Below are 20,865 nucleotides of genomic sequence, written 5' to 3'. Positions count from 1 at the left end.
GTCTGTATCGATACAGAGACTAGCCCGACCGGTCGGCGTCGGTCAATACGTGAACGGAGAGTGGGAGCGCGGCCGAGGGTCAGGCCGCGTAGAGGTCGTTCAGCAGGCCGCCGAGGATCTCCGCCGTACGCTCGGGCGGCTCGGCCTCGACGCAGAGCCGCTCCATGGCCACCGCGTAGTAATCCAGATCGTCGCGCTTGTCCAGGTAGATGGCGCTGGTGAGCTGTTCGATGTAGACGATGTCCGGAAGCTCCTGGTCGCCGAAGCGCAGGATGGTGAAGGCACCCCCGGCGGCGGCGTGGCCACCGGCGGCGAACGGGATGACCTGCAACCGGATGTGGGGCGACTTGGTCGCCTCGATGAGCGCGGTGAGCTGGCCGCGCATGACCTCCGTGCCGCCGATGGGCCGGCGCAGGGCCGCCTCGTCCACCACGGCCCAGAGCTGCGGCGGGTTCTGCCGCTGGAGCAACTGCTGACGCTGCATCCGCAGCGCGACACGCCTGTCGATCTCGCCCGGACCGGCAGTGCCGTGCCCGAGCAGCACAACCGCGCGGGCGTACTCCCGGGTCTGGAGGAGGCCGGGCACGAACTGCACCTCGTAGCTGCGAATCAGCGCGGCGGCGGCCTCCAGGCCGAGGTACGACTGGAACCAGGACGGCAACACGTCGCCGTAGCGGTGCCACCAGCCGGGGCTGTTCGCGTCCCGCGCGAGCTTGAGCAGCGCGTCACGCTCGTGGTCCTCGGTGACGCCGTAGAGGGTCAACAGGTCGGCGACGTCGCGCTCCTTGAAGCCGACCCGGCCGAGCTCCATCCGACTGATCTTGGATTCGGAGGAGCGGATCTCCCAGCCGGCGCCCTCCCGGGTCACCCCGCTGGACTCCCGGAGACGGCGCAGTTGGGCGCCGAGCAGCATGCGCAGCACGGTCGGCCCGGTTGTCGGGCCACCCTCGGCGGGAACCATCGTCACGTGCGGACCTCCGGACACCGACCCACGACGGCCGGGCGCCCCGGCCCGGCCGACGTGTAAGCATGCCATGGACCGACAGTGAGGTGAACTCCTCCGCGCCGGTGAATCAGGCTCGTCGCCGGGACGACCCGCCCCCGGACGGTCAGTTGATCAGGTGGTCGAAATCTCCGTCCCGCGCACCGAGAACGAAGGCGGCGATCTCATCCACCGTGTAGATGAGCGCCGGCCCTTCCGGGTGTCGTGAGTTGCGGACCGCGATGCCCGCTCCCTCGGGCAGTTCGGCCAGTTCGACGCAGTTGCCGCTGGGGTTGCTGCGGCGACTCTTCTGCCAGCTCAGCGGAGGCAACTGGTGGATCGGTACGCCATTGGGTGGCTGCTGCATGGGGGCGTCTTTCTGTTACGAGCCCGCCGGTGGCCGTGGGAGGAGCGGTGACGGCGAGGGGGTGCGGTATCGACATTGGACGGTTCTGCACGTGCATCTGCTATTGCATCTGCACCCGACGGCGAGCATGATAACGCACATGATCGGTGCCCATCCGTTCACTTTGTGTTACCCCCAGACGGGCAACGATCAGGCAAAACTGGGCCCGACGCGGTGTACCGCGTCAACCGAAGGCTGGAGGCGGTCGCGGCGATGGGAGGGTTCGTGCCGGATCCGATGAGTATCGCCTCCGGCGTCTGCGCGGCGGGCGCGCTGCTCTCCTCCTGGCAACTACGCCGACGGGCGGTGCGCGCCGAGGCCGAGATCGGTCACCTCCAGGCAGAACTGGCCGCCGAACGGCACGCCGCCAGTCACGACCCGCTGACCGGGCTGCCCAATCGCCGCGCTTTCTACCGTCTGGCAGCCGCACTGCTCACCGACGCCGCCGGCCAGCCGCTGATCGCCGTGGTGCTCGATCTGGACGACTTCAAGCAGATCAACGACCGGTACGGGCACGCCGCCGGCGACCAGGTGCTGATCAGCGTCGCCGAACGGCTGGCCGGCTTCGCCGGGGACAATCTCGTGGCACGCCTCGGCGGCGACGAGTTCGCCGGGTTGCTCTCCAGCCCCACCGTCGACCGGCGCTGGATCGAGCACTCGACCCGCCGGCTCAGCGAGACCGTCGCCGCGCCGATCCGGCTGAGCGGGTGCAGCGTCCGGGTCACCGCGTCCGTCGGGCTCGCCCCGGTGACCGGCCCGGCCCAGCTCACCGACGCGCTCAGCCGCGCCGACGCTGCCATGTACCAGGCGAAGAGCCTCGGTGGCGCCCGATCGCCCCGCCAACTGGTCGACAGCGCGTTCCTCGGCGAGCGCTGACCGTTCAGCTGACGGGCGCGCCGAACCACCTGGGCAGATGGCTGAGCAGGTCGGTCTGATCGTCGCCCACCCACGCCACGTGACCGTCGGGCCGTAACAGCACGGCGGGCACCTCCACCTCATCGCTGACGTCGACGACATGGTCGACCCGCTCCGCCCAACCGGCGACCGAGAGCTGGCCGGTCTGGTCGAGCAGCAGGCCCCGGCCGCCGCGCATCAGCTCGTAGAGGCGCCCCCGCCCCAGCCGTACGTCACGCATGTGACGCCCGAGCAGTTCGTGCCCCGCGCCGAGGTCGTAGCGGACCCCGATCGCGGTGATCTTCTCGATCAGGTACCGGTTGACGTCCTCGAAGTCCAACAGCTCCGACAACAGTTGGCGCACCGACCGCGGACCCGGCTCGGGTGAGAGCAGCACCATCTGCGCCCGGGTGTTGTTCAGCACGTCCGCGGCCACCGGATGCCGTTCGCTGTGGTAGCTGTCCAGCAGCCCCTCCGGCGCCCAGCCGTTGAGCTCGGCGGCCAGTTTCCACCCGAGGTTGAACGCGTCCTGGATGCCGAGGTTGAGCCCCTGCCCACCGGTCGGCGGGTGGATGTGCGCCGCGTCGCCGGCCAACAGCACCCGGCCGACCCGATAACGCTCGGCCAGCCGGGTGGCGTCACCGAAGCGGGAGAGCCAGCGCGGTGAGTGAACGCCGAAGTCGGTGCCCGCGTACACCCGCAGTTGGTGTTTGAAGTCCTCGATGGTCGGTGGGACAGTGCGGTCCTCGACCACCCCTTCGGCCGGGACGAGGACGCGGTACACCCCGTCTCCGAGGGGCCCGAGACCGAATCGGAGATGGGTCTTGCGGACCTCGGCCACCACGTCGGCCACCTTCTCCGGTGGCACGCCCACCTCCATCTCCCCCAGCAACGTCTCGACGCTGCTGGGCTCGCCGGGAAAGCCGACGCCGAGCAGCCCGCGGACGGTGCTGCGACCGCCGTCGCAGCCGACGAGGTAGCGGGAACGCACCTGCGTGCCGTCGGCCAGCCGCACGGTCACCCCGTCGTCGTCCTGGCTGAGCCCGACGAGTTCGCTGCCGCGCCGGATCTCGACGCCGACCTCGCTGGCGTGCTCGCCCAGGAGACGGTCGGTGATGGTCTGCGGAATGCCGAGGACGTACGCGTGTGCGGTGTCCAGCCCGCCCGGCGACGGCTTGGGGATCGCGGCGAAGAAGCCCCCGACCGGGTACTGCGTTCCGAGCGCGAGGAACCGCTCCAGCAGACCTCGCTGGTCCAGCACCTCGATGCTTCGCGCGTGCAGGCCGAGCGCGCGGACGTAGCTGGTCGGCTCGGTCTCCTTCTCGAGCACGAGCGCGTGCAGTCCGTGCAGCCGCAACTCGGTGGCCAACATCAAGCCGGTCGGCCCGCCGCCGGCAATGATGACATCGATCATGTAATCCCCCGATTTTCCCAGATTTGGGCGTCGGCTGGAGATTCTGCGGCATCACCCGGGTCTTGCCGCAAGGCCCCCGGTGCGATATATGTTGGAGGTGGCAGAGAGCGCATTCGCTCTTTGCCTTACTTTTTGTCCGGCGTAGACGGCGACGTGGTCGCCGCTCAGAGCCGCCGGTCGAGGTCGCGCACTGCCGCGTCGGCGAGGGTGACCAGACCCACCGATGACACCAGCCCCCGCACGATCCGCGCGGCCCGGTCCCGGTCGGCCGGCTCGACGTCGAGGTCCCACGCCTGGCGGGTCCAGTCGCTGAGGTCGTCGAGAGCGCGGACCGCGAGAAACCAGGCCAGGCGCAGCGGGTCGACGTCGGTCCTGCCGTAGCCGGCGAGCACCGCCTGCTGCTGCTCGGCAGTGATCGGCGCGAAGGCGAGCACCCCGCCGAGGACGAACATGAGGTCGCACTCGGGTGGGGCGAGCACCGCGTCGTCCCAGTCGATCAACCAGACCTGCCCGTCCGGGCCGAGCAGGAGGTTGCCCAGGTGCGGGTCGCCGTGGCAGACCACCGCCGGCCCCGACCGGTCGACGGCGAGTCGCTCGACCCCACGGAGCAGCGTGGACACCCGGTCGGCGTTCGCCGCCCAGACGGCGGCCAGTTCGGCAACCAGCGGATCACCGGAGTCGGCCTGGTCGCGGAGCCGTCCGGCCACGTCCCGGGTCGCGGCCACGATCGAGGGGTACGCGTCACCGCCGCCTGGCAGCAGCCGTTCCAACTCGTCGGTCACCGGCACCGCGTGCACGGCGGCCAGCAGTTCGCCGTAGGCACGCCAGTGCGCCTCGCTCATTGGGCCGTCCAGCGCCCGCAGGTCGGACACCCACGGGACCACGGACAGGCGGTGCCCGTCACGCTCGGCGTACAGGCGTCCGTCGCAGGTGCGGACCGGCGCCGCGACACCTGGCACGCCCCGCTCGGCCAGGTGCGCGGTCACGATCAGGCCGGCCGGCGTACCGCCACCGCTGACCTTGACGGCATACCGCGCGCCGTCGCCCGCCTCACCCCGCCAGAGCCGAGCCCGCAGATCAGCCCCGTGCGAAACCTCGTCCACGGTGGACAGCCAAAGCCCAAACTCCCCCCAAACCCACCCCACCACGTCCACCGACCCACCCCACCCCACCCCGCCTGCTGGCGGTGATCAAGAAGTTCGCGTCACTGTCGGCCCGGATTCTGACGCAAACCTCTTGATCACGTGTGCCTGGTGAGGGGCGTGGGCGGAGATGATTCGGGTACGCGGAGGGGTGGCCCAGCCGACCGACGGAAGGAAACCCCTCGTGCCGAGCATCCGTGCCCTCGTACTCAACTGCACCCTCAAGCCCTCGCCTGCCCCCTCCAGCTCCGAGCAACTGGGCCGGGAGGTGTTGGCCGAACTGGCCCGTCAGGGCGTGGACGGCGAGATCGTCCGGGTGGTCGACCACGACGTGCGCTTCGGGGTGTCGACCGACGAGGGCCACGGCGACGGTTGGCCCGCCATCCGCGCCAAGCTGCTCGCCGCCCAGATCCTCATCATCGCCACCCCGATCTGGCTCGGCCAGCCCGCGAGCGTCACCAAGATGGTCCTCGAACGCCTCGACGCCGAGCTGTCCGAGACCGACGACGAGGGAAGGCTGCTCACCTACGGCAAGGTGGCCGGTGTCGCGGTCGTCGGCAACGAGGACGGCGCGCACCACAGCATCGCCGAGGTGCAGGGGGCGCTCAACGAGGTGGGCTTCACCGTCGCCGCCGCCGGCGCGACCTACTGGGTCGGCGAGGCGCTGCACACGGTGGACTACCGCGACGCCGGCCCCAAGCCGGACACCACCGGCCGCACCACCAAGGCCCTCGCGCTCAACAGCGCCCACCTGGCCCGGCTGCTCGCCGACCAGCCGTACCCGCCGCCGGACGCGAAGGGCGCGGCCGTCGGTCCGAGCCGCGAATAGACCTCACCGCCAGGGACGTCACCGCCCCGGGCCGCCCTACTGCCCGGACAGCTTACGCGCGCGGCTCCGCCCCCGGCGCGGTCAGCGCCAGCCGTAGCCGGCGCGCAGCGCCTGCCCGACCCGGTCGAACCGGGGCCGGTCCAACACGGCGCCCTCCCGGCGGATGCTGTCCTCGCGCATGGTGAGCACCCGGTCCAACCGGACCCAGCTCGGCCGATTGTCGCGGTCCCACTCACCCGGCCCGAGCGCGAACCAGTGCCGCTGCCCGTCCCGCTCGCTCTGACTGGACAGCATCAGCCCGAACAGCGTCCGGCTGTGCCGCCCGACCACCAGCACCGGGCGGTCCTTGCCCTGGCGGGGATCGTCCTCGTACGGCACCCACGTCCAGACGATCTCGCCCGGGTCGGCCTGGCCGTCGACCTCCGGCGCGTAGCTCAGCTCGCGCCGCTGCAACGCGTTCACCTGGCGGGGCCGGGCCACCCGCGCCGGAGACGGCCCGGTACGCCGGGGCGACGGAATTGCCGCGCCCACCCGGGAGATGCGTTGCGCCACGTTCCTCAACAGACCAGCCACGGCGGGCAGCCTACCGGCCCTCCTGCGGACTCCCCGAGCCGGAGCGCTGCGGCAGACTGGACCGATGGACGAGTTGCCCGACGACCTGCCGATCCTCGAGCGGCGCGCGGTGCGTGTGGTCGTCACCGACGACTCCGACCGGGTGCTGCTGTTCCACACCCGCGACCCGGACCACCCTGGGCTGGGCACCTGGTGGGAGTTGCCCGGCGGTGGCATGGATCCCAGCGAGACCTATCGCGACACCGCGGTACGGGAGCTGCGGGAAGAGACCGGCATCGTGATCATCACCGACCAGGTTGGTACGCCGAACTGGCGGCGGCGGGCGAGCTTCCTGCACCGCCAGTTGCGGCACGTCCAGGACGAGGTTGTCGTCGCCGTACGGCTGGCCGGCCCTGGCCCGGACGTGGACGAGGCGCACCGGCTCGACTACGAGCGGGAGGACTACTTCGGCTTCCGCTGGTGGCCGTTGCCGGAGGTGGTGGCCAGTCGGGAACGCTTCTACCCCGGGCAGCTCCCCCGGCTGATCACCCCCTTTCTCGCCGGCACGCAGATCGACGAGCCGTTCGAACTGTGGTCGTGAGCCGGGTCGGCGGGCAGAGTGTGGGCATGAGGAGCGATCTGCACGGCCCGTTGTCCGCGTACGCCGCGCGACTGCACGCGACGGTCGGCGACGGGCACCACGTCGCCTCCCCGCTCGGCGCCTGGCTGCTGCTCGCGGTCACCGCCACGACGGCCGACAGTGATCCGGCCGCAGCGGACGAAGCCGCCGTGGAGCTGGCACGGGCGCTGGGCACCGACCTCCCGAGCGCGGCCGAGGTGGCCCGAACACTGTTGGACGCGCCGCACCCGCTGGTCGGGTCCGCCACCGCGCTCTGGCACATAGCGGGGCAGGGCGACGGCGGATCGACGGCGTGGCGTGCCGCGCTGCCCCGCACGACCGAGGTCGGCGCGCTGCCCGATCAGGCCGGGTTGGACGCCTGGGCGCGCGAGCACACCCTCGGCCTGATCGAGACGTTCCCCCTGACGGTCGAGTCGGAGGTGGTGTTCATCCTGGCCAGCGCGTTGGCCACCCGGGTGTCCTGGGCGACCCCGTTCGACGTCGCCGACGCACGCGCGCTCGGCGCCAACAGCCCGTGGGCCGGCCAACTACGGCGGGCACTGCGCAGCCCGAGCGGCGGCCACCGCTGCGCCATCGTGTCCACCGCGCGGGCCGGTGACGTGATCGTGCACGCCGCACCGGCCCAGACGACCGACGGCGCGGGGCTGGTCGTCCTCTCGGTGGCCGCCGCGCCGCAGGTGCCACCGGCCGAGGTGCTGGCCATCGTGTACGGCCTCAGCGCCGGCGTGGCCGACGGCGCGCCACCGGCGGGCAGACGCTCGCTGTTCGACCTGCCGCTCGGCGAGACTCCGCTCTGGACGCTGACCGAGGAGCGGGTACACACCTGGGCCCGCGACGGCCGCGAAGAGCGGCACAACGCCGTCCTCCCCTGCTGGTCCGCTCGGAACGACCACGACCTGACCGCCCCGGCGCTCGGCTTCCCCGCCGCGGCGAGCACGCTCGCGGCGGCGCTGGCGCTACGGATAAACGACTTCGAGGCACGGCAGACGGCGGTGGCCCGGTTCGACAGGTACGGCTTCGAGGCGGCGGCGGTGACCGGCATGGCCGGAATTACCAGCATGCCGCCGGAGGGTGTAGCCCGCGCCGCCGAGCTGCGCTTCGGCCACCCGTACGCGGTGGTGGCCGTCGCCACCGACACCCGGGCCGGCGGCGTCACCGGCCCGTGGCACGGGGTGCCGGTCTTCTCTGCCTGGGTCGCCGAGCCCGAGGACGTTCCCGAGGCATAACGACCCGACGGATCAGGACGGCCGCCTGGCCTGGTGCGTGGCGGCCCTCAAGCGGGCCGACGTCCCCCACGGCACTCCTGCTGACCCCGCCGGCCAGGTCAGAGACCGCCGTCGCGCGGCAGTCGCGCCACCATCTTTTGGAACTCCCCTACCGTCATCGCCGTGCGCAACGTGGCGAAGACGGCCCCGGTTCCGGCCCTGGCGGTGGCCGGGTCGACCCCGGCACGCTGTTCCACCCGCCGAAGGAACTCCGTCGGGCCGGCCTCCATCGGGGTCGTGCCGGCACCGCCGACCTCCAGGCCCACCCCGCTGGTCAACCCGTCGGCCGCGGCGTCCGGGCCGAGGGTCCCCGCCGGATCCGGCGCTGGGAGGGCCATCCCGGCCGGGGCCGGAAGGGCCGTCCCGGCCGGATCCGGGGCCGGGCCGGTCAGGTAGCCGTCGACCTCGTTCGGAAGGTGCCCGACGAGGTCGCCGGGGGCGTCGTCGGTCACCCGCTCGGCCAACGTCTGGAGCACGGCGCGGGCGAGAACGGCGGCCTCCTCGGCAGGCAGGCCGGACCGTTGGGACACCGCGTCGATGAAGTACGGGAACCCGTCGCCGTCGGTCACGCTCGGCCGGTTACCCCTGGCCGGCCGCGACAAACTGCCGCTAGGCCAGCAGACCCTCGGCCAGCAGGTGGTCGAAGATGATCTGGTCGACCGGTGAGGTGCGGTGTCGGTCCGCGTACCCGAGCCAGGCCATCTCGGCGATCTCGCTGGCCGGCCGCAACTGCCCCCGATAGCCCGCCCGATAGCAGGTCATCCGCACTGTGATGCCGGTCGTGTGGCCGTGCGCCTGAGCGGTGAAGGTGCCCAGGTGCACGGCACCTGGCACGTCGACCTCGACGCTCAACTCCTCGTCGATCTCCCGACGCAGGGTCTCCAGGTCGGTTTCGCCCGGCTCGCGCTTTCCGCCCGGCAGGTACCAGACGTCCTTGCCCACCGACCGGGTGCTCAGCACCCGACCGTCCTCGACGAGGATCCAGGCCACCTTGTCGATCTCGCGCACGATGCTCCTTGCTGCCGCCGGGATCGGGGACGCTACCACCCGGCACCGCGCTCAGTCGGCGAGCAGGTCGAGCAGCAGCGCGGCGCTCCAACTGAACGCCGGTGAGCCCAGCCCGGCACCGGTATCCGGGTGGAAGTACTCGTGGCAGCCGGCCCTGGCGACCAGACCGATCATCGAGCCGCGCAGCCCGGCGGCCAACTCCGGGTGCCCGTGACCGAGCAGCCCACGCCGGACCAGCCAGCCGATGTTGAGCCAGCTCGGCCCACGCCAGTACCGCAGCGGCTCGAAGTCGGGTGCGGTGCGGTCGTGGGTGGGCAGCGGCCGGTCCATCCGACGGGCCACCCCGAAGCGCGCCGACCGGGCCTCGACGACCAGCGCGTCGACATGCCGGGTCGGCAGGTCGGGCAGGATCAGCGGGGTCAGCCCGAGCACGGTACGGGCGCTCAGCAGACGGTTGGTGCGCAGGTCACGGGGCTGGAACGTGCCGGTGTCCGGGTCGTGCAGCCGGCGTACCAATGCTTCGGTGATGCGGGCCGCGCGGGCCCGGTGCGGCCCGGGGTCGCCACCGACGAGCGCGGCGATCTCGGCGAGGGCGTGTTCGGCGGCCCCGAACGCCGCGTTGAACAGCGGGCACTCCACCAGGAACGGGTGCCCGCCGGCCAGGTCCCGGTCGGAGTAGCAGTGGTCGCGGTAGGCGGCGACGATCGCCAGGTAACGCGCGTAGTCGAGGTCTGTGGGGCGGTGCGCGGCGTCGGCGTGCGTGGTGTCGTGCCGACGGTACGCCCGCATGACTGCCGCCTCGGCCGGCACCGCGGCCATCGGCTCGTCCCACGCCGGGCTGTTGTCCAACCCGGACTCCCACGGGTGCACGATGCAGACCAGTCCGTCACCGGCCACGTCCCGCCGGTCGGCCAGGTAGCGCTGTTGGGCGACCAGCGCGGGGTAGAGCACGCGCAGCGCGGCCAGGGCGGTGGGGTCGGGCGTCCGCCGGTACGCCAACAACGCGGCGAGCGCGTGCACCGGGGGCTGGACCAGGCCGGAGGTGGCGACCGTCGGTGCTCCCGGCACGTCGGCCGATCGCCACATCTCCGGCCCCGGGAAGTACGCGCCGACCGGCAGCGCCGGGTTGAACACGATGTGTGGCACCCGTCCGTCGGCCCACTGCGCCCCGAACAGGCTGGCCAGCTCCCGCCAGGCGCGGTCGGGACGGACCTGGGCCAACCCGATCGCGATGAACGCGGAGTCCCAGCTCCACTGGTGCGGGTAGAGCGTGCGTGAGGGCACCGTGTGGTCGTGCTCCCAGTTCGCGTCGAGCGTGTCGATCGCGAGCCGACGCAGCCCGGCCGCGTCGGCCGGGCCACCCGTGCCGGCAGTGTCGGCGCGCGTCGGCCCGGCGTCAGCGGGCAGGCCGACACCGGCGGTCGCGTCGACGCTTGTCGGCCCGGCGTCGGCGGTCACGCGGCGGCCCGCCGGGGCAGCGCGTGTCGCAGCACCGTGGCCGCCTGTTGCAGGGCCCGGACCGGGTCACCGCGGAGCCGGCACTCCAGCGCCAGCCAGCCCTGGTAGTCCAGCTCCAGCAGGGTGCGCACCAGCGCCGGCCAGTCCAGGTGCCCGGCGCCGGGCTGGTACCGGTTGGAGTCGCTGACCTGGACGTGCCCGAGGTACGGCGCGGCGGCGCGCAGCGCGCGGTGCACGTCGTCCTCCTCGATGTTCATGTGGAACGTGTCGGCGACCACCCGGACCGACGGCAACCCGAGCGCGGCGCAGAGCGCCACCGCCTCGTCGAGACGGTTGACCATGTGGTCCTCGTACCGGTTGAGGGGTTCCAGGAAAAGGGTGACCCCCTCGGCCCGGGCGTGTTCGCCCAGCTCGCCGAGGGCGTCGAGGAGTACCTGCCGGTCGCCGTCCGGCCGGCGGGGCGGATCGAACGGCGGCAGTCGTCGGGAGAACATCCCCCAGGCGGCCGGGGTCATCACCCCGACGCCACCCAGCTCGGCGATCACCGTGAGTTGGGAGCGCAGGTTGCGGACGGCATCGGCGGACCGGGCGGGGTCGAAGTCGCCGATGAAGTGGTCCATCTCGACGCAGACGGTGGGCATCACCACCCCGGCGGCGCGGGCCCGGCGCAGCTCGGGCAACCGGCGGGCGAACGCCAGGTCGCCGCGGCCGCGTAGCTCGATGCCCTGGTAGCCGAGGGCGGCCGCGAGGGCGTACTTCTGGATCAGGTTGGTGCCCGGCAGGAGTTGTTCCTGACAGGCCAGCGCGATGGTGGTCATGAGAACCTCAGCACGACTTGGAGGACGTCACCGGCGCCGCGGTCGAGCAGCGCGAGGGCGTCGGCGACCGCGCTGGCGTCGACGATGTGGCTGACCAGCGGCAGCGGGTCGACGCTGCGGTCGGCCACCAGGTCCATGAAGGTCTGCGCGACCCGGTCTCCGGTCCACCGGCCGGCCATGCTCGGCGCGGGGGTGGGCCCGGAGACCTGGGCGGCCACCAACTGGATGCGGTTGTGGTGGAACTCCTCGCCGAGGCCGAGCGCGTCGGCCTGGCCCTGGTAGAAGCCGGCGGCCACGACCCGGCCGGCGTGGGTGGTGGAGCGGATCGCCTCGTGCAGCGCCGGGTACGCGCCGGACAACTCCAGGCAGACGTCGGCCCCCCGGCCGGCGGTGGCCTGGCGCAGCACGGCGGCGGCGGAGGTGACACTGACGTCCACAGTCGACTGTGCACCGTACCGGGCGGCGTGCTCCAACCGGTCGGGTACCGGGTCGACGGCCACCACCCGGGCCCCGGAGAGCACGGCGAGCCGGGTGGCGAGCAGCCCGATGACGCCCTGGCCGAAGACGCCCACCCAGTCGCCGAGGTGCAGGTCACCGGCGAGCACGGCGGTCAGCGCGATGGCGCCGGGGCGGGCGAAGACCGCGGCGAGCGGATCCAGCCCGGCGGGGAGCACGCGGACCGCGTCGGAGGCGAGCACGGCCTCGGCCCGGTGCCCCCAGATGCCCCAGACGAGCTGCCCCGGGTGTCGGTCGGTGACGTCCGGCGCGACCTCGACGACTTCGCCGACCTCTTCGTAGCCGAAGCCGATCAACGGGTAGGGCACCGGGGTCTGTCGGGGGACGAACATCCGGGCGGCGTCGTCCCAGTCCTTGCTGAGCCGGGGATTGCTGCCCCGGTAGAGGGTCAGCTCGGTGCCGGCGGAGATGCCCGAGTAGCAGGTGCGGACTCGGACCTGGCCGGGGCCGAGCGGATCCGGCGGGCAGGGCTCGAGGCTGATGCGTCGAGGCCCGGCGAGAGAGACCACCCAGTTGCCCATGTGTCACATCCCGGTAGCACTGGGCTCCAGGATAGCAAAAAATCGCCATATGTCTTGCTATTGATCAATCGAAGGTGTTGGATCCTTCATGTACCCTTCGAGAGGAGTGCCACCGATGTCAGCACCTCCGAGGCGGATACTCGCCACCACAGTGATCCTGGCACTGACCGCGTCCACCCTGCTGGCCTGCGGCGACGACGCATCCGACAGCAACAGCAAGAAGATCACCGTCTGGAGCCTGGAGGACGTAGCCGACCGGGTCACCGCCACCAAGGCGATCATCGCCGACCTCACCGCCAAGACCGGGATCCAGGTCGATCTCGTGACCGTCAACGAGGACCAGTTCCCCTCCTTGATCGCCGCAAACGCCGCCGCCGGCGACCTGCCCGACGTGGTCGGGTCGGTCTCGCTCGCCGGCATCCGTACGCTCGCCGGCAACGAGCTGCTGCACGCCTCGGCGAACGCGGAGGTCGTCGACAAGCTGGGCAGGCAGACGTTCTCCCCCCGAGCGCTGGAGCTCACCTCCGACGACGGCACACAGCTCTCCGTGCCCAGCGACGGCTGGGGGCAGCTGCTCGTCTACCGCAAGGACCTGTTCGCCGCGGCCGGCCTGCCCGCCCCCGACACGTACGAGCGGATCACCACCGCCGCGGCGAGACTGAACACCGGCGGCGTCGCCGGCATCACCGCGGCGACCGCCCCCAGTGACGTGTTCACCCAACAGACCTTCGAGCACCTGGCGTTGGCCAACGGCTGCCAGCTCACCGACGACTCGGGAAAGGTGACACTGGATTCGCCCCAGTGCGTCGAGGCGTTCCGGTTCTACGGTGACCTGATCCGCACCAGCTCGGTGAAGGGCGCGCAGGACGTGGACACCACCCGGGCCACCTACTTCGCGGGCAAGGCCGCGATGGTGATCTGGTCACCGTTCATCCTCGACGAGCTGGCCGGGCTGCGCAACGACGCCAAGCCGACCTGCCCGCAGTGCCAGGCGGACCCGGCGTTCCTCGCGAAGAACAGCGGGTTCGTCACCGCGATCAAGGGCCCGAACGGCACCGAACCAGCCCAGTACGGCGAGATCAGCTCGTGGGCGGTCCTCGACGGCGCGGTGACCGACCCGGCGAAGTCCTTCGTGGAGTACATGCTCGGTGACGGCTACCCGCGCTGGTTCGGCATGTCGCCGGAGGGCCGCTTCCCGGTGCGCAAGGGCACCCCCGCCGAGCCGGAGGCGTACCTGACCGCCTGGAACACCAGCCAGGCCGGCGTGGACGCGAAGAAGCCCCTCACCGACGTGTACGGCGACGAGGTGCTGGCCACACTGCGCCGCAGCCCGGACACATTCGGGCGCTGGGGCCTCAGCCAGGGGCAGGGCAAACTCGTCGGCGCCATGCTCGGCGAGCTGCCGGTGCCCAAGGTACTGGGCGACCTCGTCTCCGGCAAGTCCGACGCGGCGGGCACCGCCAAGCGCGCCACGAAGGACGTGGACGCCATCAAGGCGGGCGTCAATTGACCACCACCGCGCCCGGCCCCGGCCGCTCCCCCACCAGGGAGCAGCCGGCGTCACCCGGGCGGCGACCGCTGACCCTGCGCCGCCGCGAATCCCGGGCCGGGCTCGCGCTGGTCGCACCGACCCTGCTCGTCACCATCGCGGTCATCGGCATCCCGATCGTGTGGACAGTGGTGCTCGCCTTCCAGCGGGTCCGGCTGGCCACGCTGCGCAAGACCGGTCTGTTCGGCGAGTTCACCATGGACAACATCGACCGGGTGCTGCACACCCCCGGCTTCGCCGAGACGCTGTGGGTCACCCTGATCTACAGCATCGGCGGCACCGTCGGGTCGATACTGCTCGGCCTGGTGGCCGCACTGGTCGTCCGCCGCCCGTTCCGGGGTCGCACCCTGGTCCGGGCGTCCATGCTGCTGCCGTACGTGGCGCCGGTGGTCGCCGTCACGTTCGTCTGGCAGGTGATGCTCGACCCGCAGCTCGGCATCGTCAACGCGTGGGGCCAACGCCTGCTCGGCTGGGACGCCCCGGTGCCGTTCCTCACCCAGGAGTCGACCGCGCTGGCCACCGTAATCGTCTTCGAGGCGTGGCGGTACTTCCCGTTCGCGTTCCTGTTCCTGCTGGCCCGGCTCCAGGCGGTGCCCGGCGAGTTGGAGGAGGCCGCCCGGGTCGACGGCGCCACCCCCACCCAGCGGTTCCGGCACATCCTGCTGCCGCAACTGCTGCCGGTGATCGCCCTGCTGGGCGTGCTGCGCTTCATCATGACGTTCAACAAGTTCGACGACGTCTACCTGCTCACCGGCGGTGCGGCCGGCACCGAGGTGGTCAGCGTCCGGGTGTACGAGTTCCTGACCGCCCGTACCGACATCGGAGCCGCGGCCGCGCAGGCGGTCGTGCTGGCCGTTGTGCTCATCGTGTTCGTGCTGATCTATCTGCGCTTCTTCGGACGGAGGGTGGGTTGATGGACCGGGACGTGGTCGAGACGGTGAGCCTGCGTTGGCTGCGCCGCCTGGTGATAGCCGTGTTCCTGGTGATCACGGCCTTCCCCTTCTACTACATGCTGGTGCTCTCGGTGCGACCCATCGAGCGACTCCTGCTCGACCCCGGGGCGCTGGTGGTCGGCCTCGGTGAGCTGACCGTGGCCACGTACGCCGAGGTGCTCAAGGCCACCGACGACGGCGGCCAGGGTTTCCTCACCTTCATCCGCAACAGCGGGCTGGTCGCGGTCGCGGCGACAGTGCTCACTCTCCTGGTGGCGATCCCCGGCGCGTACGCGGTGGCCCGGCTGCGGTTCTTCGGCCGGCGGCAGGTGGACTTCCTCTTCCTGGCGGTCTACCTGTTTCCGTCGATCGTCATCGCGATCCCGTTGTTCGTGGTCTTCACCCGGGCCGGGCTGCGCGGCTCACTGTTCGGCCTGGTGCTGGTCTACATCTCGCAGACGTTGCCGGTGTCGGTCTACATGCTGAAGAACTACTTCGAGACCATTCCGGTCAGCCTGGAGGAGTCCGCCGCCATCGACGGCGCCGGCCGGCTCGGCATCATCCGCCGTGTCAGCCTGCCCCTGGCGATGCCGTCGATCATGGCGGTCGCGCTCTACGACTTCATGATCGCCTGGAACGAGTTTCTCTTCGCCCTGCTGTTCCTGGTCGACAAACCCGACAGGTGGACGGTGTCGCTCGGGTTGTCCCTGCTCGCCGACGGGGTGGAGGTCCCCAAGACGGTGCTGATGGCCGGGTCGGTCGTGCTCACCCTGCCCATCGTGATCCTCTTCTTCGCCAGCGAACGGCTGCTCACCGAGGGGCTGACCAGCGGCGCGGAGAAGGGATGATCGTCTCGTTCGGGTCGCCCGCCCGACCCCCGCCGGCCCGGATACGGTGGCCTCATGGCCAACCCGACCCGCTGGGCGACCGACACCGGTCCCGAGCACTCACAGTGGTACATCGACCGGTTCCGCAAGCTCATGGCCGAGGGCGCGGACCTGGCCGGCGAGGCCCGACTGGTGGACGCCCTCGTCGCTCCCGGCTCCCGCATTCTCGACGCCGGCAGCGGCACCGGCCGCGTCGGTGCCGCGCTGGCCGAGCGGGGCCACACGGTGGTCGGGGTGGACGCCGACCCCGCGCTGGTGGAGGCCGCCCGCGCCGACTATCCCGGCCCGACGTGGCTCGTCGCCGACCTCGCCGAGCTGGATCTACCGGCGCTCGGTGAGGCCGAGCCGTTCGACGCGGCGGTGCTGGCCGGCAACGTGCTCGCCTTCGTCGCCGTCGGCACCGAACCGGAGGTGCTGCGCCGGGTGGCCCAGCACCTGCGACCCGATGGTGTGCTGACAGTGGGCTTCGGCACGGAGCGCGGCTACCCGCTGACCGCGTTCGACGCCGACGCGGTGGCCGCCGGGCTGCGCGTGGAGCAGCGCTTCGCCACCTGGGACCTGCGCCCGTGGCGCGACGACGCCCCGTTCGCGGTCACCGTCCTACGCCGCCCAGCCGACTGACGGTTTAGTCCGGGGCGGCGACGGCGCGGGCGGCGACCGGGTCGAGGGTGGCGCCGGCAGGTACCAGGCTGACCAGTCCGGACGGTAACCGCATCGGCCGCACGTCGCGGTAGCCGAGCATCGGGAGCACCTCCCGGTCGGCCAGCGCGTACCGTCGGCCCAGGTCAGTGACCACGGAGACCGCGCCGCCGGTCGCGCCGGGCGCCGCGGCGGCCTCGACCACCGCGCCGCGGCCCGGCTCCACCACGACGTGGTCGGCCAGCACCGCGCCGCCGGTCCGCGCCGTACGGGGCACGGCCGTCAGGTCCCGCAGCGGTACGCCCCACCGCACCTCACCAACCCCGCCATCGTCACCGATGCGTGTGCAGAGCGCCCCGCCGTCGCCGGCCGCGAGCCGGGGCGGGGTCGATGGCGGGGCGTTCGGGCCGGTCGGCGCGAGATCAGGCACCGTGGGCAGCGCGGCGAACCGACCCAACGTCATCGGCACCGGCTCGACCTGCCCGGTGCGGGCCAGCAGCAACCCCGCCTGCAACTCGGTGATGCCGGCCAGGCCGGCGTCGAGCGCCACCGCGTACTGCCGACCGCCGCCGGAGTTGCTCACCAGGTAGACAGTGCCGATCGCGGCACCCGGCACCCGGGTGGCGGGCCGACCCAACGCGGGCAGATCGAGTGGGGCGAGGTCGGTGCCGGCGGGCAGCGAGTTGAGCAGCGCCGGCGCGACCCCGACCGCCTGGGCTCGGGTGGTGGCGAGCGCCGCCAGCACCCGGCTCGGATCACGGACGAGGTAACGGCGCTGATGCCAGACGAGGTGCAGCCCGCCGTCGGGGTGGCGCAGGAGCAGCGCGTCGTCGCCCAACGGCCGACCGCCGTCGGGCTCGGTGCCGATCAGCAACGCGGAGCGGGGCGCCTCGACGCCCGTGCCGGCCGGGACAGTCGAGCAGACCGTCCACGCCGTGGCGGCCAGCCGGCCCGGGGCGGGCAGCGAGTCGGGTGCGTCGGCGATGCCCAACGGCAGCCCGCGCGGCACTCCGTCGATCGTGCGTCGGGACACCAGGACGGTCTTCGAGCGGTCCGCACCGACGATGAGCAGCGCCGAGGCGTAGTTGAGCACCGGGTGCAGCTTCTGCTCGCGGTAGACGAACCGGGCGCCGGACTCCTTCTCCACGATCACCGCACCCGGGTCCCGCCAGCCCTTGCCGCCGCCGGCGAACAGGCCGTAGAGGGCGAAGCCACCGAGCCCGATCGCCGCGACCAGGACGCTGGCCAGGCCGGCGCCGGCCAGCCGCCGAAACGGCGACTGCGCGGGGTCGGTCTCCCGCATGACCAGGGCGGCGACCGCACGCTGGACGCTGAACTGGTAGGAGTGCAGCTGGTCCTGCCGCGACGGCATGAGTCCCCTCCGGTGGATCGGCCGGGCACAGGATATGCGCTGCGTCAATGTCCCGTGGACCCTGCGTGGCCGCCCGTCGCGGGGCAACCGGTACCATCCGTGGACGAATCCGGCGGCGAGAGGGCACCCGTGGGCGCGCGTTTCGAAGAGCTGGCCTGGCGGGAGACGCCGATCGGCGCGATCAGCCTGCGCCGACGCCGGGACCCGGCACTCCAGGTCGAGGTGTACGAGGTCAAGCTCGACGACGAGTACCTGATGTCCAGCCTCTTCCCGGTCGCGGAGATCGAGCTGGCCCGGCTCGGTCTCGCCGAGGTGGCCGGTGATTCGCTCGACGTGGTGGTGGGCGGCCTCGGGCTGGGCTACACCGCCTGCGCGGCGCTGGGCGACCCCCGGGTGCGCTCACTGTTCGTGGTGGAGGCGATCGAGGACGTGATCGACTGGCACCAACGAGGGCTGCTGCCGTTCGCGGCGGGGCTCGCCGAGGACCCTCGGACCCGCTTCGTGCAGGCCGACTTCTTCGCGGCGGTGGCCGGTGACACCGGCTTCGACGCCGAGGTGCCCGGCCGGCGGTTCGACGCGGTCCTGCTCGACGTCGACCACTCCCCGCGCAACGTCCTGCACCCGAGCCACGCGGCGTTCTACCCGCCTGCCGGGTTGCGTCGCCTGGCCGCCCTGCTACGCCCCGAGGGAGTCTTCGCGCTCTGGTCGGATGACCCGCCGGACGCCGAGTTCACCGCCGCGCTCAGCGAGGTATTCGTGAGCGTACGCGCGCACGTCGTGCCGTTCGCCAACCCGCTGACCGGCGGGGAGTCGGCGAACACCGTCTACGTGGCGCGTACCGGCCCCTGATCGACGTCGGGTGTGCCGCCCGCGCATGGTGTCGGCCGGACGGGGAATGAGAAGCCGGGGCCGGCCGCACCAGGCACGGCCGGTCACTGGAGGTCGACATGCGTGCACTGCTCTGGGTCGTCGGCGTGGTCGCCGGCGTGCTGATCCTGCTCGGCCTGATCCTCGAGGCGGTCCGCTGGCTGATCATCATCGGTCTGATCGCGCTGGTGATCGTGATCGTCTGGGGCGTCGTCAAGGGGCGGCAGGCGGTGCAGCATCAGGGCCGACGACGCTGAGGGTCAGAACCAGTCCGGGCGCATGTCGAGCGTGGTCCGGTCCCGGCTGTCCAGCAGGTCGAACTGCGGGCCGGTCCGGGGCAGCTCGACGGTGAAGAAGTAGCGAGCGGCCTGCCGCTTGCCGGCGTGGAACGCGTCGCCGGCGCCTTCCGGCGGCAGCACCAGCACCTGCTCCAGCCACATCCACGCGATCACCACGTGCCCGACGGCCTCCAGGTAGGCGCTGGCGTTGGCCAGCGCGAGCACCGGGTCACCGTCAGCCCACAGTCGACGGGTGACAGCGGTGACCCGGTCCACCGCGGCGGCCAGCCGCTCGGCCAGCTTGGACGCCTCTCCCCCGACCTTGCGGGCCCGCTCGACCGTGTCACCGATCGTCGTGGTCAGCAGGGTGAGACCTGCGCCGCCCTGCATGACCATTTTGCGCCCCAGCAGATCCAGTGCCTGGATGCCGTGGGTGCCCTCGTGGATCGGGTTGAGCCGGTTGTCCCGGTAGTGCTGCTCCACGTCGTGGTCGCGGGTGTAGCCGGCGCCCCCGAGCACCTGGATCGCCAGGTCGTTGGCCGCAAGGCACCACTGCGACGGCCAACTCTTGGTGATCGGGGTGAGCACGTCCAGCAGCAGGTGCGCGCGCTCGCGGTCGGCCTCGGCCGGTGCGGTCCTCTGCTCGTCGAGCAACCGGGCGCAGTAGAGCACCAGCGCCAGCGCCCCCTCCACGTAGCTCTTCTGGGCCAGCAGCATCCGTCGTACGTCAGGGTGGTCGATGATCGGCACCTGCGCGGCGGCCGGGTCCTTCGCGCCGACCGGCCGGCCCTGCGGCCTCTCCTTCGCGTACGCCAGGCTCTTGAGATAGCCGGTGTAACCCAGCGCGGTGGCGCCCGCCCCGACCCCGATCCGGGCCTCGTTCATCATGTGGAACATCTGCGCCAGACCCTGGTGCGGCGCGCCGACCAGGTGGCCCACCGCGCCGACGCGGCCGGCCGGGGTGTGCGCGCCGTCGCCGAAGCTGAGCAGGGCGTTGGTGGTGCCCCGGAACCCCATCTTGTGGTTGAGCCCGGCCAGGGCCACGTCGTTGCGCTCACCGAGCGTCCCGTCCGGGCCGACCAGCACCTTCGGCACGATGAACAGCGAGATGCCCTTGACCCCGGGCGGCGCGCCCGGGATGCGCGCCAGCACCAGGTGGACGATGTTCTCGGCCAACTCGTGGTCACCACCGGAGATCCACATCTTGGTGCCGTGCAGCCGGTACGTGCCGTCCGCCTGCGGCTCGGCGCGGGTGGTGATGTCGGCCAGCGAGCTGCCGGCGTGCGGCTCGGACAGGCACATGGTGCCGAAGAATCGGCCGTCCAGCATCGGCCGGACGTAGGTGTCCACCTGCTCGGGGCTGCCGTGGGCCAGCAGCAGGTTGGCGTTGCCCAGGGTGAGGAACGGGTACGCCGAGGTGGCCACGTTGGCGGCCTGGAACCAGGTGAAGCACGCCGCCGCGACGGCGTGCGGCAGTTGCAGGCCGCCGACACTGGCGTCCAGCCCGGCGGTGAGCAGGCCCGTCTCGGCGAAGCTGTCCAACGCGGCACGGATCTGCGGGATCAGCCGCACCCGCTGCCCGTCGAAGGTGGGCTCGGCCAGGTCGGCGGCGCGGTTGTGCGGGGCGAACTGCTCGGTGGCCACCCGCTCGGCGAGATCCAGGGCGTCGTCGAAGGTCTCCCGGGAGTGCTCGGCGTAGCGGGGGCGCTCGACGAGCTCGGACACCCGTAGCCACTCGTGCAGCAGGAAGTCGAGGTCACGGCGGGAGAGCAGGGTGGACGGCACGGCACTCCTCAGCGGGCACGGGCGGCTGGTCGGGCCAAGGCGACGGCCCACTGTCGCCCCGGCCCATCCTGGCGGATCGGCAGGGCGCGCACCACCGGGCGGGGTGGGGTC

Annotated in this window: 22 protein-coding genes; 10 read left to right on the top strand and 12 right to left on the bottom strand. The window is 71.9% G+C overall.

Annotated features, from left to right (window positions below; translation table 11 throughout):
- Positions 1-79: 79 nt before the first annotated feature.
- Entirely contained in the window at positions 80-967 is an 888-nt protein-coding gene (locus ACLQ3F_RS28905; RefSeq protein ID WP_425852645.1) for a helix-turn-helix domain-containing protein, read from the bottom strand.
- Between the two features lie 142 nt (positions 968-1,109).
- Positions 1,110-1,349, bottom strand: coding sequence for a DUF397 domain-containing protein (locus tag ACLQ3F_RS28900; protein WP_091406718.1), 240 nt, complete (start codon positions 1,347-1,349; stop codon positions 1,110-1,112).
- Positions 1,350-1,613: 264 nt separating this feature from the next.
- On the opposite strand from ACLQ3F_RS28900, the gene ACLQ3F_RS28895 reads away from it, so the two are divergent.
- On the top strand, positions 1,614-2,264 hold the full coding sequence (locus tag ACLQ3F_RS28895) for a GGDEF domain-containing protein (protein ID WP_357207372.1): 651 nt from the start codon (positions 1,614-1,616) through the stop codon (positions 2,262-2,264).
- Positions 2,265-2,268: 4 nt separating this feature from the next.
- Here the strand turns inward: ACLQ3F_RS28895 and rox are convergent, their stop codons facing one another.
- A complete protein-coding gene (gene rox, locus ACLQ3F_RS28890; protein ID WP_425852644.1) occupies positions 2,269-3,696 on the bottom strand; it encodes a rifampin monooxygenase in 1,428 nt (475 codons plus the stop codon).
- 164 nt (positions 3,697-3,860) lie between these two features.
- Positions 3,861-4,799 carry a phosphotransferase enzyme family protein gene (locus tag ACLQ3F_RS28885; protein WP_425852642.1) on the bottom strand — a complete coding sequence of 313 codons (939 nt, stop codon included), beginning with the start codon at positions 4,797-4,799 and terminating at the stop codon, positions 3,861-3,863.
- 223 nt (positions 4,800-5,022) lie between these two features.
- Here ACLQ3F_RS28885 and ACLQ3F_RS28880 point away from each other — a divergent pair, with 223 nt between their 5' ends.
- Positions 5,023-5,667, top strand: coding sequence for a flavodoxin family protein (locus tag ACLQ3F_RS28880; RefSeq protein WP_355010001.1), 645 nt, complete (start codon positions 5,023-5,025; stop codon positions 5,665-5,667).
- An 81-nt stretch (positions 5,668-5,748) separates the two neighbouring features.
- Here the strand turns inward: ACLQ3F_RS28880 and ACLQ3F_RS28875 are convergent, their stop codons facing one another.
- The gene (locus ACLQ3F_RS28875) at positions 5,749-6,240 is read right to left on the bottom strand and encodes a type II toxin-antitoxin system PemK/MazF family toxin (protein ID WP_396799586.1); all 492 of its coding nucleotides are present in this window, start codon (positions 6,238-6,240) and stop codon (positions 5,749-5,751) included.
- 64 nt (positions 6,241-6,304) lie between these two features.
- Between ACLQ3F_RS28875 and ACLQ3F_RS28870 the strand changes: the two genes are divergently transcribed.
- Positions 6,305-6,820, top strand: coding sequence for an NUDIX hydrolase (locus tag ACLQ3F_RS28870; protein WP_425852640.1), 516 nt, complete (start codon positions 6,305-6,307; stop codon positions 6,818-6,820).
- Between the two features lie 26 nt (positions 6,821-6,846).
- On the top strand, positions 6,847-8,085 hold the full coding sequence (locus tag ACLQ3F_RS28865; protein WP_425852639.1) for a hypothetical protein: 1,239 nt from the start codon (positions 6,847-6,849) through the stop codon (positions 8,083-8,085).
- A gap of 98 nt (positions 8,086-8,183) precedes the next feature.
- Here ACLQ3F_RS28865 and ACLQ3F_RS28860 read toward each other — a convergent pair whose 3' ends face one another.
- The 5 genes from ACLQ3F_RS28860 to ACLQ3F_RS28840 are packed head-to-tail and all read right to left on the bottom strand — an operon-like array spanning position 8,184 to position 12,445.
- Complete coding sequence (locus tag ACLQ3F_RS28860) at positions 8,184-8,693, bottom strand: DUF2267 domain-containing protein (protein WP_425852637.1); 510 nt, start codon at positions 8,691-8,693, stop codon at positions 8,184-8,186.
- A 40-nt stretch (positions 8,694-8,733) separates the two neighbouring features.
- Positions 8,734-9,132, bottom strand: a complete 399-nt coding sequence (locus ACLQ3F_RS28855) for an NUDIX hydrolase (RefSeq protein ID WP_350860946.1) — start codon at positions 9,130-9,132, stop codon at positions 8,734-8,736.
- A gap of 51 nt (positions 9,133-9,183) precedes the next feature.
- Complete coding sequence (locus ACLQ3F_RS28850) at positions 9,184-10,539, bottom strand: MGH1-like glycoside hydrolase domain-containing protein (protein WP_425852796.1); 1,356 nt, start codon at positions 10,537-10,539, stop codon at positions 9,184-9,186.
- Positions 10,540-10,586: 47 nt separating this feature from the next.
- The gene (locus tag ACLQ3F_RS28845) at positions 10,587-11,408 is read right to left on the bottom strand and encodes a TIM barrel protein (protein WP_425852636.1); all 822 of its coding nucleotides are present in this window, start codon (positions 11,406-11,408) and stop codon (positions 10,587-10,589) included.
- Positions 11,405-12,445 (bottom strand): zinc-dependent alcohol dehydrogenase, encoded by a 1,041-nt coding sequence (locus ACLQ3F_RS28840; RefSeq protein ID WP_425852635.1) that lies wholly within the window; start codon positions 12,443-12,445, stop codon positions 11,405-11,407. The genes ACLQ3F_RS28845 and ACLQ3F_RS28840 overlap by 4 nt, the downstream gene beginning before the upstream one ends.
- Positions 12,446-12,560: 115 nt before the next feature.
- Here ACLQ3F_RS28840 and ACLQ3F_RS28835 point away from each other — a divergent pair, with 115 nt between their 5' ends.
- The 4 genes from ACLQ3F_RS28835 to ACLQ3F_RS28820 are packed head-to-tail and all read left to right on the top strand — an operon-like array spanning position 12,561 to position 16,434.
- Positions 12,561-13,955, top strand: a complete 1,395-nt coding sequence (locus ACLQ3F_RS28835; RefSeq protein WP_425852634.1) for an ABC transporter substrate-binding protein — start codon at positions 12,561-12,563, stop codon at positions 13,953-13,955.
- Positions 13,952-14,908 carry a carbohydrate ABC transporter permease gene (locus tag ACLQ3F_RS28830; RefSeq protein WP_425852633.1) on the top strand — a complete coding sequence of 319 codons (957 nt, stop codon included), beginning with the start codon at positions 13,952-13,954 and terminating at the stop codon, positions 14,906-14,908. The genes ACLQ3F_RS28835 and ACLQ3F_RS28830 overlap by 4 nt, the downstream gene beginning before the upstream one ends.
- The gene (locus tag ACLQ3F_RS28825) at positions 14,908-15,774 is read left to right on the top strand and encodes a carbohydrate ABC transporter permease (RefSeq protein ID WP_366609453.1); all 867 of its coding nucleotides are present in this window, start codon (positions 14,908-14,910) and stop codon (positions 15,772-15,774) included. Before ACLQ3F_RS28830 ends, ACLQ3F_RS28825 begins: the two co-directional genes overlap by 1 nt.
- A gap of 54 nt (positions 15,775-15,828) precedes the next feature.
- Positions 15,829-16,434, top strand: a complete 606-nt coding sequence (locus ACLQ3F_RS28820) for a class I SAM-dependent methyltransferase (protein ID WP_425852631.1) — start codon at positions 15,829-15,831, stop codon at positions 16,432-16,434.
- A gap of 4 nt (positions 16,435-16,438) precedes the next feature.
- On the opposite strand, the gene eccB is transcribed toward ACLQ3F_RS28820, so the two are convergent.
- The gene (gene eccB / locus ACLQ3F_RS28815; protein ID WP_425852629.1) at positions 16,439-17,824 is read right to left on the bottom strand and encodes a type VII secretion protein EccB; all 1,386 of its coding nucleotides are present in this window, start codon (positions 17,822-17,824) and stop codon (positions 16,439-16,441) included.
- Positions 17,825-17,953: 129 nt separating this feature from the next.
- On the opposite strand from eccB, the gene ACLQ3F_RS28810 reads away from it, so the two are divergent.
- A complete protein-coding gene (locus ACLQ3F_RS28810; RefSeq protein WP_357204575.1) occupies positions 17,954-18,673 on the top strand; it encodes a spermidine synthase in 720 nt (239 codons plus the stop codon).
- 98 nt (positions 18,674-18,771) lie between these two features.
- Positions 18,772-18,948, top strand: coding sequence for a hypothetical protein (locus tag ACLQ3F_RS28805; protein ID WP_355010015.1), 177 nt, complete (start codon positions 18,772-18,774; stop codon positions 18,946-18,948).
- 3 nt (positions 18,949-18,951) lie between these two features.
- On the opposite strand, the gene ACLQ3F_RS28800 is transcribed toward ACLQ3F_RS28805, so the two are convergent.
- Positions 18,952-20,754 carry an acyl-CoA dehydrogenase gene (locus ACLQ3F_RS28800; RefSeq protein ID WP_425852627.1) on the bottom strand — a complete coding sequence of 601 codons (1,803 nt, stop codon included), beginning with the start codon at positions 20,752-20,754 and terminating at the stop codon, positions 18,952-18,954.
- Positions 20,755-20,865 lie beyond the last annotated feature (111 nt).

Origin of the sequence: Micromonospora sp. DT15, from assembly GCF_049841475.1 — a bacterium.
Classification (GTDB): Bacteria; Actinomycetota; Actinomycetes; order Mycobacteriales; family Micromonosporaceae; genus Micromonospora.
This window is presented reverse-complemented; position numbering and strand designations above follow the sequence as displayed.

What these genes read in the sequence shown, in the direction of transcription:
- ACLQ3F_RS28835 (WP_425852634.1), top strand. Translation starts at nt 12,561, where the DNA reads ATGTCAGCACCTCCGAGGCGGATACTCGCCACCACAGTGATCCTGGCA.
- rox (WP_425852644.1), bottom strand. Translation starts at nt 3,696, where the DNA reads ATGATCGATGTCATCATTGCCGGCGGCGGGCCGACCGGCTTGATGTTG.
- ACLQ3F_RS28840 (WP_425852635.1), bottom strand. Translation starts at nt 12,445, where the DNA reads ATGGGCAACTGGGTGGTCTCTCTCGCCGGGCCTCGACGCATCAGCCTC.
- ACLQ3F_RS28820 (WP_425852631.1), top strand. Translation starts at nt 15,829, where the DNA reads ATGGCCAACCCGACCCGCTGGGCGACCGACACCGGTCCCGAGCACTCA.
- ACLQ3F_RS28825 (WP_366609453.1), top strand. Translation starts at nt 14,908, where the DNA reads ATGGACCGGGACGTGGTCGAGACGGTGAGCCTGCGTTGGCTGCGCCGC.
- eccB (WP_425852629.1), bottom strand. Translation starts at nt 17,824, where the DNA reads ATGCCGTCGCGGCAGGACCAGCTGCACTCCTACCAGTTCAGCGTCCAG.
- ACLQ3F_RS28865 (WP_425852639.1), top strand. Translation starts at nt 6,847, where the DNA reads ATGAGGAGCGATCTGCACGGCCCGTTGTCCGCGTACGCCGCGCGACTG.
- ACLQ3F_RS28805 (WP_355010015.1), top strand. Translation starts at nt 18,772, where the DNA reads ATGCGTGCACTGCTCTGGGTCGTCGGCGTGGTCGCCGGCGTGCTGATC.
- ACLQ3F_RS28845 (WP_425852636.1), bottom strand. Translation starts at nt 11,408, where the DNA reads ATGACCACCATCGCGCTGGCCTGTCAGGAACAACTCCTGCCGGGCACC.
- ACLQ3F_RS28900 (WP_091406718.1), bottom strand. Translation starts at nt 1,349, where the DNA reads ATGCAGCAGCCACCCAATGGCGTACCGATCCACCAGTTGCCTCCGCTG.
- ACLQ3F_RS28870 (WP_425852640.1), top strand. Translation starts at nt 6,305, where the DNA reads ATGGACGAGTTGCCCGACGACCTGCCGATCCTCGAGCGGCGCGCGGTG.